This is a genomic window from Yoonia sp. GPGPB17, assembly GCF_037892195.1.
In the GTDB taxonomy this organism is placed as follows: domain Bacteria; phylum Pseudomonadota; class Alphaproteobacteria; order Rhodobacterales; family Rhodobacteraceae; genus Yoonia.
Genome location: NZ_JATACI010000002.1, coordinates 1,153,806 through 1,170,610, shown reverse-complemented (window position 1 = coordinate 1,170,610; position 16,805 = coordinate 1,153,806). Strand labels below are relative to the sequence as shown.

16 protein-coding genes and 3 pseudogenes are annotated in these 16,805 nt (G+C 58.7%); all 19 read left to right on the top strand.

Features of this window, described 5'->3' with window-relative positions; translation table 11 throughout:
• Positions 1-81: 81 nt before the first annotated feature.
• The 19 genes and pseudogenes from fabF (at position 82) to QTO30_RS06250 (ending at position 16,759) form a co-directional block, all read left to right on the top strand.
• Complete coding sequence (gene fabF / locus QTO30_RS06345) at positions 82-1,341, top strand: beta-ketoacyl-ACP synthase II (protein ID WP_340423257.1); 1,260 nt, start codon at positions 82-84, stop codon at positions 1,339-1,341.
• Positions 1,341-2,500, top strand: a pseudogene (gene mltG / locus QTO30_RS06340) (endolytic transglycosylase MltG). Before fabF ends, mltG begins: the two are co-directional and overlap by 1 nt.
• Positions 2,501-2,890: 390 nt before the next feature.
• A complete protein-coding gene (locus QTO30_RS06335) occupies positions 2,891-4,291 on the top strand; it encodes a DNA-packaging protein (RefSeq protein WP_340423255.1) in 1,401 nt (466 codons plus the stop codon).
• A 114-nt stretch (positions 4,292-4,405) separates the two neighbouring features.
• Positions 4,406-5,587: a phage portal protein gene (locus QTO30_RS06330; protein ID WP_340423254.1), complete on the top strand. Its 1,182-nt coding sequence runs from the start codon at positions 4,406-4,408 to the stop codon at positions 5,585-5,587.
• Positions 5,577-5,789 carry a hypothetical protein gene (locus QTO30_RS06325; protein WP_340423253.1) on the top strand — a complete coding sequence of 71 codons (213 nt, stop codon included), beginning with the start codon at positions 5,577-5,579 and terminating at the stop codon, positions 5,787-5,789. Before QTO30_RS06330 ends, QTO30_RS06325 begins: the two co-directional genes overlap by 11 nt.
• Complete coding sequence (locus tag QTO30_RS06320) at positions 5,786-6,316, top strand: HK97 family phage prohead protease (protein WP_340423252.1); 531 nt, start codon at positions 5,786-5,788, stop codon at positions 6,314-6,316. The genes QTO30_RS06325 and QTO30_RS06320 overlap by 4 nt, the downstream gene beginning before the upstream one ends.
• Positions 6,317-6,348: 32 nt before the next feature.
• Positions 6,349-7,530: a phage major capsid protein gene (locus QTO30_RS06315; protein ID WP_340423250.1), complete on the top strand. Its 1,182-nt coding sequence runs from the start codon at positions 6,349-6,351 to the stop codon at positions 7,528-7,530.
• Positions 7,531-7,697: 167 nt separating this feature from the next.
• Complete coding sequence (locus QTO30_RS06310) at positions 7,698-8,291, top strand: head-tail connector protein (RefSeq protein ID WP_340423249.1); 594 nt, start codon at positions 7,698-7,700, stop codon at positions 8,289-8,291.
• Positions 8,288-8,625, top strand: a pseudogene (locus QTO30_RS06305) (head-tail adaptor protein). Before QTO30_RS06310 ends, QTO30_RS06305 begins: the two are co-directional and overlap by 4 nt.
• Positions 8,622-9,044, top strand: coding sequence for a DUF3168 domain-containing protein (locus QTO30_RS06300; protein WP_340423248.1), 423 nt, complete (start codon positions 8,622-8,624; stop codon positions 9,042-9,044). The pseudogene QTO30_RS06305 and the gene QTO30_RS06300 overlap by 4 nt, the downstream one beginning before the upstream one ends.
• Positions 9,045-9,063: 19 nt before the next feature.
• Positions 9,064-9,480, top strand: coding sequence for a phage major tail protein, TP901-1 family (locus QTO30_RS06295; RefSeq protein WP_340423247.1), 417 nt, complete (start codon positions 9,064-9,066; stop codon positions 9,478-9,480).
• On the top strand, positions 9,480-9,794 hold the full coding sequence (locus QTO30_RS06290) for a gene transfer agent family protein (protein WP_340423245.1): 315 nt from the start codon (positions 9,480-9,482) through the stop codon (positions 9,792-9,794). Before QTO30_RS06295 ends, QTO30_RS06290 begins: the two co-directional genes overlap by 1 nt.
• A gap of 3 nt (positions 9,795-9,797) precedes the next feature.
• Complete coding sequence (locus tag QTO30_RS06285; RefSeq protein ID WP_340423243.1) at positions 9,798-9,941, top strand: phage tail assembly chaperone; 144 nt, start codon at positions 9,798-9,800, stop codon at positions 9,939-9,941.
• 41 nt (positions 9,942-9,982) lie between these two features.
• Positions 9,983-10,636, top strand: coding sequence for a phage tail tape measure protein (locus QTO30_RS06280; protein WP_445327136.1), 654 nt, complete (start codon positions 9,983-9,985; stop codon positions 10,634-10,636).
• Positions 10,637-10,644: 8 nt separating this feature from the next.
• Positions 10,645-11,277, top strand: coding sequence for a DUF2460 domain-containing protein (locus QTO30_RS06275; RefSeq protein ID WP_340423242.1), 633 nt, complete (start codon positions 10,645-10,647; stop codon positions 11,275-11,277).
• Positions 11,274-12,157, top strand: a pseudogene (locus tag QTO30_RS22040) (DUF2163 domain-containing protein). Before QTO30_RS06275 ends, QTO30_RS22040 begins: the two are co-directional and overlap by 4 nt.
• Positions 12,154-12,585 (top strand): peptidase, encoded by a 432-nt coding sequence (locus QTO30_RS06260; RefSeq protein ID WP_340423236.1) that lies wholly within the window; start codon positions 12,154-12,156, stop codon positions 12,583-12,585. The pseudogene QTO30_RS22040 and the gene QTO30_RS06260 overlap by 4 nt, the downstream one beginning before the upstream one ends.
• Before the next feature lie 5 nt (positions 12,586-12,590).
• Positions 12,591-16,478, top strand: coding sequence for a baseplate multidomain protein megatron (locus tag QTO30_RS06255; protein ID WP_340423235.1), 3,888 nt, complete (start codon positions 12,591-12,593; stop codon positions 16,476-16,478).
• Complete coding sequence (locus QTO30_RS06250) at positions 16,475-16,759, top strand: DUF7742 family protein (protein ID WP_340423233.1); 285 nt, start codon at positions 16,475-16,477, stop codon at positions 16,757-16,759. The genes QTO30_RS06255 and QTO30_RS06250 overlap by 4 nt, the downstream gene beginning before the upstream one ends.
• Positions 16,760-16,805 lie beyond the last annotated feature (46 nt).

Genomic DNA, 16,805 nt, shown 5'->3' with positions numbered 1-16,805 from the left:
CGATCTTGATTGCTGCCCTTGCCCCTCGGTCCCCCGCTGGGCTATCAGTGAGCGAAATACGCCAAGAGGTGAGGGCATCATATGCGTCGAGTTGTTGTGACAGGTCTGGGGTTGGTCACACCCCTGGCAGACGGTGTGGAAAAATCCTGGGAACGGATTTTAGACGGGCATTCGGGTGCGGGCACGATCACAGGATTTGATCCCAGCCGATTGACGACGCAATACGCCTGCGAGGTGCCTTTGGGTGATGGATCTGATGGTACCTTTAACGCGGATCATTATCTTGATCCCAAAGAACAGCGTAAGGTGGATACCTTTATCATCTTTGGCATGGCCGCTGCACAGCAAGCGATAGAGGATGCTGGCTGGGCCCCAGAGGATCGCGAAGATTTGGAGCGCACCGGCGTCATGATTGGATCGGGCATTGGCGGTTTGAATTCCATCGCCAACACCGCTGTTATGATGGCCGAGAAAGGCCCGCGACGTGTGTCACCCTTCTTTGTGCCCGGCGCGCTGATCAACCTGATCTCGGGTCAGGTTTCGATCAAATATGGTTTCCGCGGGCCGAACCATGCCGTTGTCACGGCCTGTTCGACAGGGGCGCATGCGATTGGCGATGCCTCTCGTTTGATTCAGCATGGCGATGCCGATGTCATGATAGCGGGTGGTGCTGAGGCTGCGATTTGCGAGATAGGAATGGCTGGGTTTAACGCCTGTAAAGCCTTGAGCACAAAGCACAATGATGATCCCACCAAGGCAAGCCGCCCTTGGGATGCCGACCGTGACGGCTTTGTCATGGGCGAAGGTGCAGGTATTGTTGTGCTTGAGGAATATGAGCATGCCAAAGCCCGTGGTGCCAAGATCTATGCTGAGGTTTTGGGATATGGGTTGAGTGGTGATGCGCATCACATTACCGCCCCGCCGCCTGACCATGAGGGTGCCGAGCGTGCAATGCGTGCGGCGTGCCGCAATGCGGGGATCAAGCCAGGTCAGATCGACTATGTGAACGCGCATGGTACATCCACCATGGCGGATACGATTGAGCTGGGTGCTGTGGAGCGTTTGGTTGGGGACGCGGCATCGACACTGAAGATGTCGTCGACAAAATCAGCGACCGGGCATTTGCTCGGTGCCGCAGGTGCGATTGAAGCGATCTTCTCGATTCTGGCGATCCGGGATCAGGTGGCGCCGCCGACGATCAACCTTGATACCGTTGATTGCGAGACCGTTGTGGATCTCTGCGCCAATGAAAAACGCCCTGCAAAAATTGATATTGCGCTGTCGAACTCCTTTGGATTTGGCGGGACCAATGCCAGTGTTGTCTTCGGGAAAGTGGACTGATGTGGCGCCACATCGCGTCGAATGCTTTTACGTTTCTGATCGTTGGTCTGTTTTTGCTGGCGGGCATCGTGGCGTGGGGCGCGCGCACCTATCAGGCTGCGGGGCCACTCGAGGTGGCAATTTGTCTTGAAGTGCCCAGAGGTGGCACCTTTGACGGGGTGGGTGCTGACCTGGTCGAGAAGGGGGCTATTTCATCTGCGTTCATCTTTGAGGTCGGTGCTGACTATGCAGATAAGTCCAGCCAGCTAAAGCAAGGCCGGTTTCGGGTGCCAGAACAAGCATCAATGGAAGAGATCGTTGATATTGTCACACGTGGCGGCCGCAATACTTGCGGGGCTGAGGTGATTTATCGCGTAGGGATCAATCGCACCATCGTGGATGTGCGTGAGCTGGATCCCGAGACCAATCAGTTTGTCGAACTGGCCACCTTTGTCGTGTCTGATGAAGAACCGCTTAAGCACCTTACCAAGATGTGAAGGCCGATGGCAGCGCCACCTTCCGCCTTGTTATTGCCGAAGGGGCAACCAGTTGGCAGATCATGAATGCATTGGGTGACTTAGACATCCTACAGGATGATGTGACAGAGCCACCTGCAGAGGGGTCTTTGGCCCCGCGTAACTATGATGTGTCTGAGGGCGAAACGGTGTCATCGGTGTTGAACAGGATGCGCGAAACACAAGAGACGATCCTGATGGAGGCCTGGCAGAACCGGGTGACGGGCTTGCCGTTGGAGACACCGGAAGAGGCATTGATTCTTGCCAGCATTATCGAAAAAGAAACCAGTGTCCCTGACGAGCGCCGTCAAGTCTCAAGCGTTTTTGTGAACCGTCTGAACCGTGGCATGCGTCTGCAGACAGACCCGACGGTGATTTATGGCATCACACGCGGTGAAGGTGTGTTGGGACGTGGACTGCGGCAAAGTGAACTGCGCGGAGCAACGCCCTGGAATACCTATGTTATTGAGGGCTTACCACCCACTCCGATTGCGAACCCCGGACAGGCCGCGATAGAAGCGGCCCTCGATCCTGACACGACCGAGTACATCTTCTTTGTGGCGGACGGTACAGGTGGTCACGCTTTTGCGACCAATCTGGATGATCACAACCGTAATGTTGCGGTCTGGCGTCAGATTGAGGCGGAACGCGCAAACGACGGGTAAGTATCTGTTTTTGTTAATCAATGATTAATGTCGCGACCGCCCGCCGTGTCAAGTTCGATTGACATTTGACCTGTCAATAAGGTAGTTAACACCTGCTAGAAGACCGGGTGGGCGTGTGTCGCTTTCCCTGCCGCTCGACCGTAACGGAAGCCCCCTTACAGGTCTGAATTACGATGTATGAAGAGAATAATGAAAGGTCGGATGACCTTAGATCAGCCGCCGACAGGGCAGCCGAGATAGACAAGTTATCCCGCGATATTCGGGCACGATTGGAAGAGATGGCGGCGGACCTGAAGGAAGTCACGTCGCCCAATCTTAAAGCAATATGCACAAAACTAGACCTTTTGCATGCGGCGCACCTGAAAGTGCTGGCCGCTGAGGACGCATTTCATGCCAAACTCGGAATCGACCCAGACGCAGACGCCATCGACTACGATGCAGTCAGAGATCAAGTTGGGTGCCGACTTAATCGCCTCCGCGAGAGCCTCTTGGCAGAAGGATTTCCTTGCGATCCTGACACCAGAGCAAATTGTAACGCTGCCCTATCTGTTCGACTTTTGGGCGATGCCGCATCAGATCGCACCAAGCGGTAACTGGCGGACCTGGGTGATCCTGGGTGGGCGTGGGGCGGGGAAAACCCGTGCTTACTCCGAATGGGTGCGCAAGATGGTTGAGGGGGCGTTGCCCCACGCGCCGGGAGCTGCCCGGCGTGTTGCCCTGGTCGGAGAAACGATGGACCAAGCACGCGAGGTGATGGTGTTTGGGGACAGCGGTCTTTTGTCCGTCTGCCCGCCGGACCGTCGCCCTGATTGGATTGCAGGCCGCCGCATGCTGGTTTGGCCGAATGGGGCGGAGGCACAGGTGTTTTCGGCCCATGATCCTGATAGTTTACGGGGCCCGCAGTTTGATGCGGTTTGGGCGGATGAGCTGGCCAAATGGCGTCGGGCCGGTGAAGCATGGGACATGTTGCAGTTTGCTTTGCGCCTTGGCGATAGCCCACGGGCCTGTGTGACGACGACCCCACGCAATTCGCAGATGCTGCGTGATTTGCTGGATCTGGATACGACGGTCGTCACTCATGCAGCAACACAGGCCAACCGGGCCAATTTGGCGGCGAGTTTCCTGAAGGAGATTGAGGGGCGCTATGGCGGTACGTCGTTGGGCCGTCAGGAGATGGATGGCGTGATGCTGACCGAGGTTGAGGGCGCGCTTTGGACTTCGGATGATCTGGCGGGGTGTCAGGTCGATGCATTGCCAGCGCTGGACCGCATCGTTGTGGCGATTGATCCACCAGGGACGTCGCATGCGGGCTCTGATGAATGCGGGATCGTTGTGGCGGGTGTTTCCATGAAAGGTGATGTGCATGACTGGCGTGCAGTCGTGCTTGAGGATGCGAGCCTTTCGGCGGCGCGCCCGACAGTTTGGGCAGAGGCTGCAATAGCGGCGATGCGCAGGCATGGTGCGGATCGACTGGTGGCTGAGGTCAATCAAGGTGGCGATATGGTGGAGGCCGTGGTGCGCGGCGTTGATGCGTTGGTGCCCTACCGGTCTGTCCATGCTTCGCGCGGAAAGGTGGCAAGGGCGGAACCCATTGCAGCGCTTTATGAACAGGGCCGGGTGTCTCACCTGCGGGGGCTGTCCGACTTGGAAGATCAGATGGCGCAGATGACGACGCGTGGATATGAAGGCAAGGGATCGCCGGATCGTGTCGATGCGTTGGTGTGGGCGCTGTATGATTTGATGATTGAGCCTGCCGCAAAGTGGCGCAACCCCAGTATTCGTGGGCTTTGAGGGTGTTGCGCACTGTCCAGAACGGTGCTGTCGCGATTTCCTAAATCCTTTCAGCGAAATTGTTTTTCGTGAACTGCAGATGGTCACCACCGGCTTAAGCACGAGGAGTTTTTAATGTTTGAATTTTTAAACCGTACCAAGCCAGATGCGGCGCTGGTTGAGGCGAAGGCCTCGGCCACGGGGCGCGTGATGGCGATGTCTGGTGCCGGTCGCGTTGCGTGGACGCCACGGGATGTCGTGTCGCTGACAAAAGCGGGTTTTTCGAGCAATCCGATTGGGTTTCGTGCGGTGAAACTGATTGCCGAGGCGGCGGCGGCTTTGCCCGTTGTTTTGCAGGACGCAGACCGGCGTTACGAGACGCATCCGGTGCAGGCTTTGTTGGCGCGCCCGAATGCAGGGCAGGGCCGCGCGGAACTTCTGGAGGCGTTGTTCGGCCAACTGTTGTTGACGGGCAATGGCTATCTGGAGGCTGTGGCCCATGACGCGCTGCCGGTTGAGATGCATGTGCTGCGCTCTGACCGGATGTCTGTGGTGCCGGGTGCCGATGGCTGGCCTGTGGGTTATGAATACATGGTCAATGGCCGTAAACACCGGTTTGCCGTGACCGAGGGGCTGAGCCCGATTTGTCATATCAAGAGCTTTCACCCGCAGGATGATCACTATGGGTTTTCGGCTTTGCAAGCCGCAGCTTCGGCCATTGATGTGCATAACGCGGCCTCGCGCTGGTCGAAGGCGTTGTTGGATAATGCGGCGCGCCCATCCGGCGCGATTGTGTACCGCGGGGCGGATGGGCAATCTGCACTGACAGCTGATCAGTATGATCGGTTGTTGGGCGAGATGGAGACGCAGCACCAGGGCGCGCGCAATGCAGGCAGACCGATGCTGCTGGAAGGCGGGCTGGACTGGAAGCCGATGGGCTTTTCGCCATCGGATATGGAGTTTCAGAAAACCAAAGAGGCCGCTGCGCGCGAGATTGCGATTGCTTATGGGGTGCCGCCGATGCTGTTGGGTATTCCGGGCGATGCGACCTATGCGAATTACCAGGAGGCGAACCGGGCGTTTTATCGGTTGACGGTCTTGCCGCTGGCGACACGGGTGCTGAGTACGATTGCGGCCTGGCTGTCGGATTACACAGACGAGGATGTCGCTATACGGCCCGATCTGGATCAGATCCCCGCCTTGTCAGCGGAACGTGATGCGCAATGGCGCAGGGTCAGCGAAGCTGCATTCTTAACCGATACCGAAAAACGGTCGCTTTTGGGTTTGCCAGCACTGGAGGTTAGTGATGGCGCGTAATGTTGTGGAGATGGATGGCAAGCCGCTGAGGGATGCCCCGCCTCCGGTGTCGGATTTCTGGTTTGCGCAGGTGGACGTCCGGTTGGGCCGGATCGAGTTCATGGTGTCCCGGCTGGAATGGCAAATCTGGATGATTGTTTGCGGCTGTGCCGGGTTGTTGGTTTTTGAAATTGTAAAAGCGCTGAGTGGAGCTCCATCATGAATTTGGAACACAAGTTTTGTGCACTTGGCACAGAAGTGATAGTGACGGACGGGACGATCATCAGCGGGTATGCGTCGCTGTTTGGCAAGCCCGATCAGGGTGGCGATACGGTGGAGAAGGGTGCCTACGGCACATCTCTGGCCAAAGGGCGCGGTGTGAAGATGCTTTGGCAGCACGACCCGGCCCAACCAATTGGTGTGTGGGATGAGGTCCGCGAGGATCCCACCGGACTTTGGGTCAAAGGCCGTTTGTTGACCGATGTGGCCAAGGGCCGCGAGGCGGCATCGTTGATTGCGGCCAAGGCGATTGATGGTCTGTCCATCGGCTATCGCACTGTGAAGGCCCGCAAGGATGACAAGGGCGGACGCCTTTTGTCAGAGTTGGAGCTTTGGGAGGTGTCGTTGGTGACGTTCCCGATGCTTCCTGATGCGCGTGTGGGGGCCAAGGGGGACGACCCGGCGGAGACCGCACTGCGCGAGATGGCTGCGGCATTCGAGGGTGCGCGCCAAATGATGGCGCGGGACTAAGCCCGCCCGAGCAACGATCAAAGGATTGATTGATGAGTAAGACTGAGACCACGTCTCGGGCCGGGGAAGATGTGTCTCCTGCCCAAGCACTGAACGCCGCGATTGCCGGGTTCATGAGCGATTTCAAAGACTTTTCCCACGGCGTGAATGCCAAACTTCAAAAACAGGATGACCGGATGAATAAGCTGGACCGAAAGACGATGATCAATGCCCGTACCGCGCGCAGCGCTGCGGCATCCGAGGATGCACCACACCAGAAGGCTTTTGCTGCCTACCTGCGTTCTGGCGATGATGATGCGCTGCGCGGCCTTGAATTAGAAGGCAAGGCGCTGGGCACGGCTGTCGCGGCTGATGGCGGTTATCTGGTTGATCCGCAAACTTCTGACACTATTCAGAATACGCTGTCAGCGACCGCTTCGATCCGGTCGATTGCGAGTGTCGTGAACGTGGATGCGACGTCTTATGATGTGTTGGTTGATCATTCCGAGATGGGCGCTGGCTGGGCGACTGAGGCGAGTGCCGTTTCCGAGACAGATACGCCGAAGATTGAACGGATATCTATTCCGCTGCATGAATTGTCTGCCTTGCCAAAGGCATCGCAGCGTTTGCTGGATGACAGCGCCTTTGACATCGAAGGTTGGTTGGCTGGTCGTATTGCTGACAAATTTGCCCGTGCTGAGGCGAATGCTTTCATAGAAGGTGATGGTATCGACAAGCCAACGGGTTTGCTGACCTATCCCACAGTCGAAAACGATAGCTGGACCTGGGGCAATCTGGGCTATGTCCCTTCCGAGACGGCTGGTGGCATCACCCGCGCCGATCCGATCATTGATCTGGTCTATGCGTTGGGTGCTGAATATCGCGCCAATGCGACCTTTGTGATGAACTCCAAGACCGCGGGCCACATTCGCAAGCTTAAGGATAATGACGGTCGTTTCGTCTGGGTCGATGGCATTGCCGAGGGCGAGCCTGCACGCCTTATGGGATACCGCGTGCTGATCGCAGAAGATATGCCGGACATTGATGACAACGCCATGTCGGTCGCCTTTGGTGATTTCTCGGCTGGTTACACCGTGGCAGAGCGCCCTGATCTGCGTGTGTTGCGTGATCCGTTCTCTGCCAAGCCGCATGTTCTGTTCTATGCCACCAAACGTGTTGGCGGTGCGGTGAGCGATTTCGCGGCAATCAAGCTGCTGAAGTTCGCGGTCAGCTAAGGCTGAGCCGTGAAGCGGGTGCCGCCTTAAATAGCGGCATCCATCCCGGGCGCACATTCAGACAATCCTCGCATTGTCTAGCAGTTCCCTTCCGTCCGAGCAATGCGGGGGCGGGTGCGCCCGGGTTCTGTCGCCCCTCGGGTATCCAGTATTTTCGGAGTAATTCCATGATGTTAGTCGAAGAGACCACCGTGCCCGTATCGGCGCTTCCGGTCGCTCAATTCAAAGACCATTTGCGCCTGGGATCGGGGTTTTCCGACGATGGAATTCAGGATGCGATGCTGGAAAGCTACCTGCGCGCCAGCATGGCTGCGATCGAGGCGCGAACCGGTAAGATCCTGATTGAGCGCGAGTTTAGCTGGACTTTGACGTCCTGGCGTGATGCGCGGCGGCAACCGCTGCCCATAGCCCCGGTGAATGCGATTGATTGCGTGACGTTGTTGGACATGCAGGGGCAGGAGACAGCGGTGGAAGGCTGGTATCTGGAACCGGACACCCAGCGGCCAAGCCTGCAGCCAGCAGGGACCTATTTGCCTGCGCTGCCAAACGGCGGGTCCGTCCGGATTGGCATGCTTGCGGGTTTTGGCCCCGAGTGGAGCGACCTGCCCGCCGATCTGGCGCAGGCGGTGATGCTGCTGGCCGCGCATTTCTACGAGTATCGCCATGATGTCTCTCGTGCGACACCAGCCATGCCGATGGGCGTATTGGCGTTGATCGAAAGCTACCGGACCGTCCGGCTGTTCATGGGTGGCCGGGTATGAGTATGCCGCAGTTGAACCGGTCGCTGGTGCTGGAGGCCCCGTTGAAAGTGGCCGATGGTGCAGGCGGCTATACCCGCGATTGGGAGCCTTTGGGCGTACTTTGGGCTGAGTTGAAGGCAGGCGCAGGGCGTGAGCGCGCAGAAACAGCTGCAACGCTGAGTCGTGTGCCTTATCGCATTACCGTCCGCGCTGCCCCCATGGTGCGCCATCGCGCCCGGTGGCGGGCCAACGATTTCGAGATGGCGCGCGGATTTTTCAGATTTTGGCAGTGGCAGAGTGGGGCGTGCATGCGGCCTATCTGACCTGCCATGCGCAAGAGGAGGTTGCCCCATGAGTTACGGTGTCGCCGCCGCTCTTCAATCTGCCGTGTATCGGAGGTTGAGCGAAGATGGCGCGTTGGCCGCATTGGTCGGCACGGACATTTACGACGCTTTGCCAACGGGAGCTTTGCCGCCGCTGTATGTGGTGCTTGGGGCCGAGGATGTGCGCGATGCATCTGACAAAACCGGGGCCGGGGCATGGCATCAGTTCACGGTCACTGTTGTGACCCAGAGTGCCGGGTTTGCGACGGCAAAGGCTGCCGCATCCGCCGTCAGTGATGCTTTGGTCAATGCGTCTTTGGCATTGGACCGTGGCATGTTGACGTCCCTGAATTTCCACAAGGCGAAAGCGGCTCGCATTGGTACTGGCGCTGTTCGCCAGATCAACCTGACTTTTCGTGCCCGCGTGGCGGATGACACGTCACCCAATTGATATGTGAGGAGTATGCCAGATGGCTGCACAAAATGGTAAGGATCTGTTGGTCAAAATCGATATGACCGGCGGAGGCATGTTTGAAACCGCCGCAGGGTTGCGCGCGACGCGGATCAGTTTGAACGCTGAAACGGTAGATGTAACCAGTCTGGAAAGCACGGGCGGTTGGCGCGAGTTGCTGGGCGGAGCGGGCGTGAAGACCGCCGCGATTTCCGGCTCGGGTGTATTCAAAGATGAAGCGACGGATGAGCGTGCGCGTCAGATATTCTTTGACGGTGAGACACCCGTTTTTCAGGTCATTGTACCGGGGTTTGGCACGCTGGAAGGGCCATTTCAGATTACGTCGATTGAATATGCAGGCTCGCACAATGGCGAGGCAACCTATGAATTGTCACTGGCCTCAGCGGGTGCGCTGACCTTTGTGGCGCTCATCTGATGGCGAACCCCTGGACCGGCGAAGTGGCGATTGTGATTGATGGCGTCAGCCATGACTGCAAGCTTACGCTTGGGGCGCTTGCCGAGTTGGAAGGCGCTTTGGCCGAAGGATCACTCGTTGAACTGATCCGCCGGTTTGAGGGAGCTGCTTTTTCAGGTGCGGACGTGATGGCGGTTGTTGTTGCCGGTCTGCGCGGCGGCGGTTGGACCGGTACTGCGGCAGATCTGATGACAGCTGAGATTGCGGGTGGTCCCGTGGGGGCCGCAAAGGCTGCGGCCGTGATGCTAGCGCGCGCGTTCGCGGTGCCAGAGTAGCCGATGGATTGGGCTGGGCTGATGCGTGCCGGGTTGCACCAGTTGCGGCTGAACCCTGCGGTGTTCTGGGCGCTGACCCCGGCAGAGCTGCAAATCATGCTGGGTGCATCTGGCGCCGGTGCACCGATGGGCTTAGCTACAGTTTGATGCGTTGCAGCGCGATTTTCCTGATGACGTGAAGGACGAGGATGATGGATGACATTGATGCGCTGGAAAGCGATGTAAGTGCGTTGGAGAACGCGCTTGGCGATGCTTCGGCCATGACGGTGGCTTTTGAGGATCAGTTGCGTTCTGTCCAGGGGGCGCTGACACATACGACGCGTGATCTGGGCAATCTTGAGCGCGGGTTTAGCCAAGGGCTGCGGACCGCGTTCGACGGGTTGGTTCTGGATGGTCGCAGCCTCACGGATGTTCTGGGCGGGCTGGCTGAGAAGATGGTCAACACCGCTTATTCCGCGGCGGTAAATCCGGTGACAGGCCACTTTGGCGGCGTGTTGGCGGATGGGTTGAACGCCGCCGTATCCGGGCTGATGCCCTTTGCCGATGGCGGCACCTTTACCCAGGGACGGGTGATGCCCTTTGCCAGGGGCGGTGTCGTCAGCAGCCCAACCAGCTTTCCGATGCGCGGTGGTGTGGGGCTGATGGGCGAGGCAGGCCCGGAGGCGATTATGCCGCTGGCACGTGGCCCCGATGGCCGTTTGGGTGTGCGCGGTGCGGGCGGCGGCGCAGTGACCGTGAACATGAATATCGCGACCCCTGATGTGCAGGGTTTCCAGCGCAGTAGCAGCCAGATTGCCGCGCAAATGTCCCGCGTTTTGGGTCGCAGTGAACGCCATAGGTAGGATCCGATATGACTTTCCACGATGTAAGATTTCCCGCCTCCTTGAGCTTTGGCGCGCTGGGCGGACCCGAGCGCCGGACCGAAATTGTGACGCTGGCCAACGGGTTTGAAGAGCGGAACAGCCCATGGGCCCATGCACGCCGCCGCTATGACGCGGGGTTGGGCCTGCGGTCGCTGGATGATGTTGAGACGCTCATCGCTTTTTTTGAGGCGCGGCAAGGCCAGTTGATCGGGTTCCGCTGGAAGGATTGGAGCGACTACCTGTCATGCAAACCATCTTGTGCGGTCGAGGCGTCTGACCAGTTGATTGCGGTGGGCGATGAGGTGACGCGCAGTTTTCAGCTGACCAAATCTTACCGGTCAGGTGATGTGACCTATCAACGTCCGATCAAGAAACCCGTTGATGGTTCTGTGCGCGTGCAAGTTGGCGGGGATTATGCCCAACAGGGTGTGGATTTCGAGGTGGACTACAACAGTGGGCTGTTGACCTTTGCCAGCGCCCCGGATGAAGGGGCCGAAGTGCGTGCAGGGTTTGAGTTTGATGTGCCGGTGCGCTTTGACACAGATGTCATTATGACGTCGGTTTCCAGCTTTCAGGCGGGTGAGGTGCCGAACGTGCCAGTGGTTGAGGTGCGGCTATGAGTGAAGACGCGCTATACGCCCACCTGCGCCGGGGTGTGACCCATACCTGTCATTGCTGGTTGATCCGCAGAAGTGATGGTGTGGATCTTGGATTCACCGATCACGACGCCAGTCTGCACTTCGCAGGTGTCACCTTTGCTCCGCAAAGCGGGCTAAGCGCACGGGCCATCGCGAATACGACAGGGTTATCAGTAAACAACACCGAAGCTTTTGGTGTACTTTCTGATGATGCCATTGCAGAGGCGGACATTCTGGCAGGGCGCTATGACGGGGCCACCGTCCAAGTCTGGCTGGTGTGTTGGGATGATGTAAGTGCGCGCAAGACCTTGTTTAGCGGCTCCTTGGGGGAAATCACACGCGGTGCCTAAGCGGGTTTGAGGCCGAGTTGCACGGACTGACTGAGGCGCTGAACCAGATGCAAGGCCGCTCTTATCTCAAGACCTGCAGCGCCGTGTTGGGCGATAACCGTTGCCGGTTTGCGACCGATCATGCGTCGTACAGGTTGGAATATACGCTGGATGCGGCAAGCGAGGGTCAGGTGTTTACGCTGACCGGGGTTGAAAATTTCAATGACGGCTGGTTTGAACATGGTGTGCTTGAGGTGATGACGGGGGATGCGGCTGGCCTGAAGGGTTTGATCAAGTCAGACGTCGGTGAAGCGGAGCGTGTCATTACCCTATGGTCACCGTTGAATGCGCGGGTTGGGGCCGGTGATGTCCTGCATGTGACAGCCGGATGCGATAAGCGCCCGGTGACCTGCCGCGAAAAGTTCGGCAATTTCCTGAACTTTCAAGGGTTCCCAGATATGCCGGGGGATGACTGGTTGGTCAGTGTACCACGTTCGGACCAGTCTCACAGTGGCGGAAGCCTGTTCCGATGAACGCGCAAGTGGTTGCGATTGCGCGGGACTGGTTGGGCACGGCTTATTTGCATCAGGCTTCTGTAAAGGGTGTTGGCTGCGACTGTCTGGGATTGCTGCGCGGGATTTGGCGCGAGATCTACAGTACTGAGCCGGAGGTGATCCCGGCTTACACGCCCGATTGGTCGGAACCACAGGGGGCCGAGCGTTTAATGGCGGCGGCGGGTCGCCACTTGCGCGATGTTGCGGACGCGCCCTTAACCAGGGGTCAGGTGATCCTGTTCCGGATGCGACAGGGGGCTGTGGCCAAACACCTAGGTATCGTCTCTGAGACGGCTGAGATGCCAAAATTCATCCATGCCTATCAAGGCCATGGTGTGGTTGAAAGCCCGCTGTCGGCCCCTTGGCGCAAGCGGGTCGCTGCGCGGTTTGAATTCATCGAAAGGTAAGACTGATGGCAACGATTGCACTTTCCGCTGCCGGACTGGCGCTGGGCGGCTCTATTGGCGGCTCTGTCCTTGGTTTGTCGATGGCGACGATCGGGCGCGCGGCCGGTGCGGCGATTGGCCGTCGGATTGACCAGCAGCTACTGGGTGCTGGCAGCGGATCGGTCGAGACCGGACGGATTGACCGCTTTCGGGTGACTGGGGCTGCCGAAGGCGCTGATATTCAGCAAATCTATGGCCGTATGCGTGTTGCGGGGCAGGTGATCTGGGCCTCGCAGTTTCTGGAGTCCTCCACGACCTCAGGTGGCGGTAAGGGCGGCACACCGCAACCCAAGACGACCAGCTATTCCTATACGGTCAGCCTGGCGGTGGCTTTATGCGAGGGAGAAATCAGCCGGATCGGGCGTATCTGGGCCGATGGGACCGAGATTTCGCCGGATACGCTCAACATGCGTCTTTATGTGGGCACCGACGATCAACTGCCTGATCCCAAGATCGCTGCTATTGAGGGGGCCGAAAATACGCCCGCCTACCGTGGGACAGCTTACATCGTCTTCGAGGATCTTGCGCTGGGCCTGTTTGGCAATCGTATCCCGCAGTTGACGTTCGAGGTCATGAGTCCGGGTCAGGGTGCAGCGACTGATCTTGCGGATCTGGTACAAGGTGTCGCGCTGATGCCGGGGGCGGGCGAATACGCACTGGCGACATCGCCAGTCTATGCCTCGTCCGGATTTGGTGCGCAGACCGCCGTGAACCGGAATTCCCCACTTGGCGGGAGTGACTTCGCCGTTTCGATGAATGCGCTTGAGGCAGAGTTACCCGCTTGCAGGTCTGTCATGCTGCCGCTGACATGGTTTGCCGATGATCTGCGCTGTGGTGTCTGCGAGATTGCACCGAAGGTGTTGCAAGGGCAGGCAGACGCGGGTGCGATGCCTTGGGTTGTGAGCGGCCAAAAGCGGTCAGGGGCAGGGAAAGTCCCAGAGGTTGATGGCGTACCCATTGCCGGTGGCACCCCTGCCGATCAAGCCGTTGTTGAGGCGATTGTCGATCTTAAGGCGCGCGGGTTGGATGTTGTTGTCAGCCCGACGCTGATGATGGAACAGCTTGAGGGCAATAGCTTGCCCGACCCGATCACGGGGGGCACAGGACAAGTCGCTTTGCCGTGGGTTGGTGATATGACGACGTCACTGGCACCTGGCGTTGCCGGGTCACCCGATGGCACGGCTGCGGCGGCGGCCGAAGTGACAGCCTTTATGGGGCAGGCGGGGGTTGCCGATTTTACCGTGTCCGGGACGCGCGTGACCTACACAGGTCCCGCTGAGAACAGCTATCGCCGGTTTGTACTGCATTATGCGCATCTTTGCGCTGAAGCGGGCGGCGTGTCGGCCTTTTGCATCGGCACGGAACTGTCCGGCCTGACCCGCATACGTGGGGCAAGTGGGTTTCCGATGGTCAATGCACTGCGCGATCTGGCCGCAGATGTGCGCCAGATCTTAGGCACGACTTGCAAGATCAGCTATAGCGCCGACTGGACCGAGTATTACGGGATGCAGCCTGTGGGGACGGACGACAAACTCTTCCACCTTGATCCGCTTTGGGCAGACCCAAACATTGATTTCATTGGTATCTCTGCCGCGTTTCCGTTGGCGGATTGGCGCGACGGGACAGATCACCGCGACACGAATGCCGGCACGATCTACAATCTGCCTTACCTGCAATCGAATGTTGCAGGCGGAGAGCATTACGACTGGCACTACCCAACGCCAGAGGCGCGTGCCGCGCAGCGCCGGGTGCCGATTGAAGATGCTGATGGCGAGCCATGGATTTGGCGCGCGAAGGATTTTCAGGGTTGGTGGTCCCATCAACACCACGACCGGATCGGAGGTATCCCGCAGATCCCGGCGACCGACTGGGTGCCGCAAAGCAAGCCGATCTGGCTGACCTCGGTCGGGTGCCCTGCTGTGGATAAGGGGGCCAATGGTCCCTGTCGTGTGTTATGTGGTAACCCGGCACTGCCTTATGGCTCGAACGGTAGCCGTGATGAGTTGATGCAGATGCAGTATCTACAGGCCATTGGAAGCTACTTTGCCGAACCCGATAAAAACCCGGTTTCGGCGGTTTACAGCGGGCGCATGATCGACACGGCCCGTACCCATGTTTGGGGCTGGGATCCGCGCCCTTATCCCTATTGGCCAGGGAATACCGCCGCGTGGTCCGATGGCGCGGCCTATGGGACGGGGTCGTGGCTCAATGGCCGCTCGACCCATCGGTCTTTGGCCTCTGTAGTGTCCGAGATCTGTCTGCGCTCTGGTTTGGCGAGTTATGATGTCAGTGAACTCTTCGGTGTCGTGCGCGGCTATACGGTGGGTGAGATAGGCACGGGCCGCGCCGCGCTTCAGCCATTGATGCTGGCCTATGGGTTTGATGCCTTGGAGCGTGACGGCGTGCTGGTGTTCCGCAATCGCGATGGACAGGTCCATCATAATCTGACCGAGGCAGATATTGCGCTTGATCCTGAAACCGACCGGAGCCTGTCCCTGACGCGCGCCGCCGCTGCCGAGATTGCAGGGCGTGTACAGTTTGCCCATATCGCCGCCGACGGCGACTATGATGCCATTGCAGCTGAAGTTGTTTTGCCTGACGATCAGACCCAAACGGTAACGCGCAGTGAAGCATCGGTTGTGCTGACCCGGGCCGAAGGCAAAGAGGTGGTCGCGCGCTGGCTGCAAGAGGCACGGATTGGGCGCGAGAGCCTGCGTTTCGCCCTGCCGCCTGCACAACTGGACGTGGGTGCCGGTGACACGGTTTCATTGGATACCCCAACCCACAGCGGTACCTACCGCATTGACCGCATTGAAGAGGCGGGCCTGCGCCTGATCGAAGCGACCCGGGTAGAGCCCGAAGTTTACCGCAGACACGCTGTTGCGGAAGAAAGCGTGCAATTGCAACCTTACATCGGGCCGGTCCCGGCAGAGCTGCTGTTCCTCGATTTGCCTCTTTTGACGGGTGACGAATTGCCCCATGCACCCTATGTTGCCGCCGCAGGGCGGCCTTGGCCGGGAAGCATCGCGCTTTATGGCGCGCCACAGGACAGTGACTATGCTCTGCAGCAGGTGCTGAACGAGCCAGCCACAGTTGGTTTGACACAAACCGCGCTTGCGGCAGGTCCGGTAGGGATATGGGATCGTCAGAGCGGGCTTGAGGTGTCTTTGATCAACGGCACACTCAGCTCTGCCTTGCCAGAGGCGATCCTCGCAGGGGCCAACATGCTGGCGATTGGCGATGGATCGGGCGGTAACTGGGAATTAATCCAGTTTCGGACGGCAACGCCGCTGTCGGAACGCGGGTATCGGCTTTCTGGGTTGTTGCGCGGGCAGGCGGGCAGCCGGGGGCTGATGCCCGATACATGGCCTGTGGGGTCTCGCGTGGTGTTGTTAAATGCTTTGCCCAAACAGATTGCCATTCCCACAGCGTCACGTGGCACGGAACGCCACTATCGCTTTGGCCCATCCAAGCAACCGATGAGCGATCCAAGCTTTCGCTATGAAACGCATGCCTTTGCGGGCAATGGGCTGCGGCCCTATCCGGTGGCCCATGCGCGTGCGCAGTCCAACGGTGCGAATGTTCACGTTTCGTGGATCAGATGCAGCCGGATTGACGGTGATATCTGGGCGGATGGGGATATCCCGCTGGGCGAAGAGACAGAGGCCTACCGGGTGCGCGTACTGAAAGCAGGGGACGTGGTGCGCGAAGAGGGGGTGACGATACCTGCCTGGACCTATGACGGGGCCGATTTAGCAGCCGATATCGGCTATGGATTCTATACGATTGAAATCGCGCAGGTATCAGAGCGGTTTGGCGCTGGGTTGACCGTCGAAATCCTGAAGTATTTATGAGACCAGTACAGCTTGCCGACGTTGAAATGGCTGCACGCGTCCTGATGCTGTCTCCGCCCGAAGCGCGGGCTGTTGTCATGCGCAATCTGATTGCTGAAACGGTGCAAGCCGAAGCCTACAGGCAGTTGCACGGTATCCCGCACCCTCAATTTGGTGTGGGTTCATTGCTCTCGCGCGCCATGCGTTTCCAAGCGGCACCACGTCCGGCGGCCTTCGATGCGGATACGCTGCATGCCTATGGTGCTGTTTTTGCGGCCCTTTCGGCCTATCAATCATTGTGACGCGGGCCATCACAGCTTTGTTCTTGGCTTGATAGTGTTATCTGAT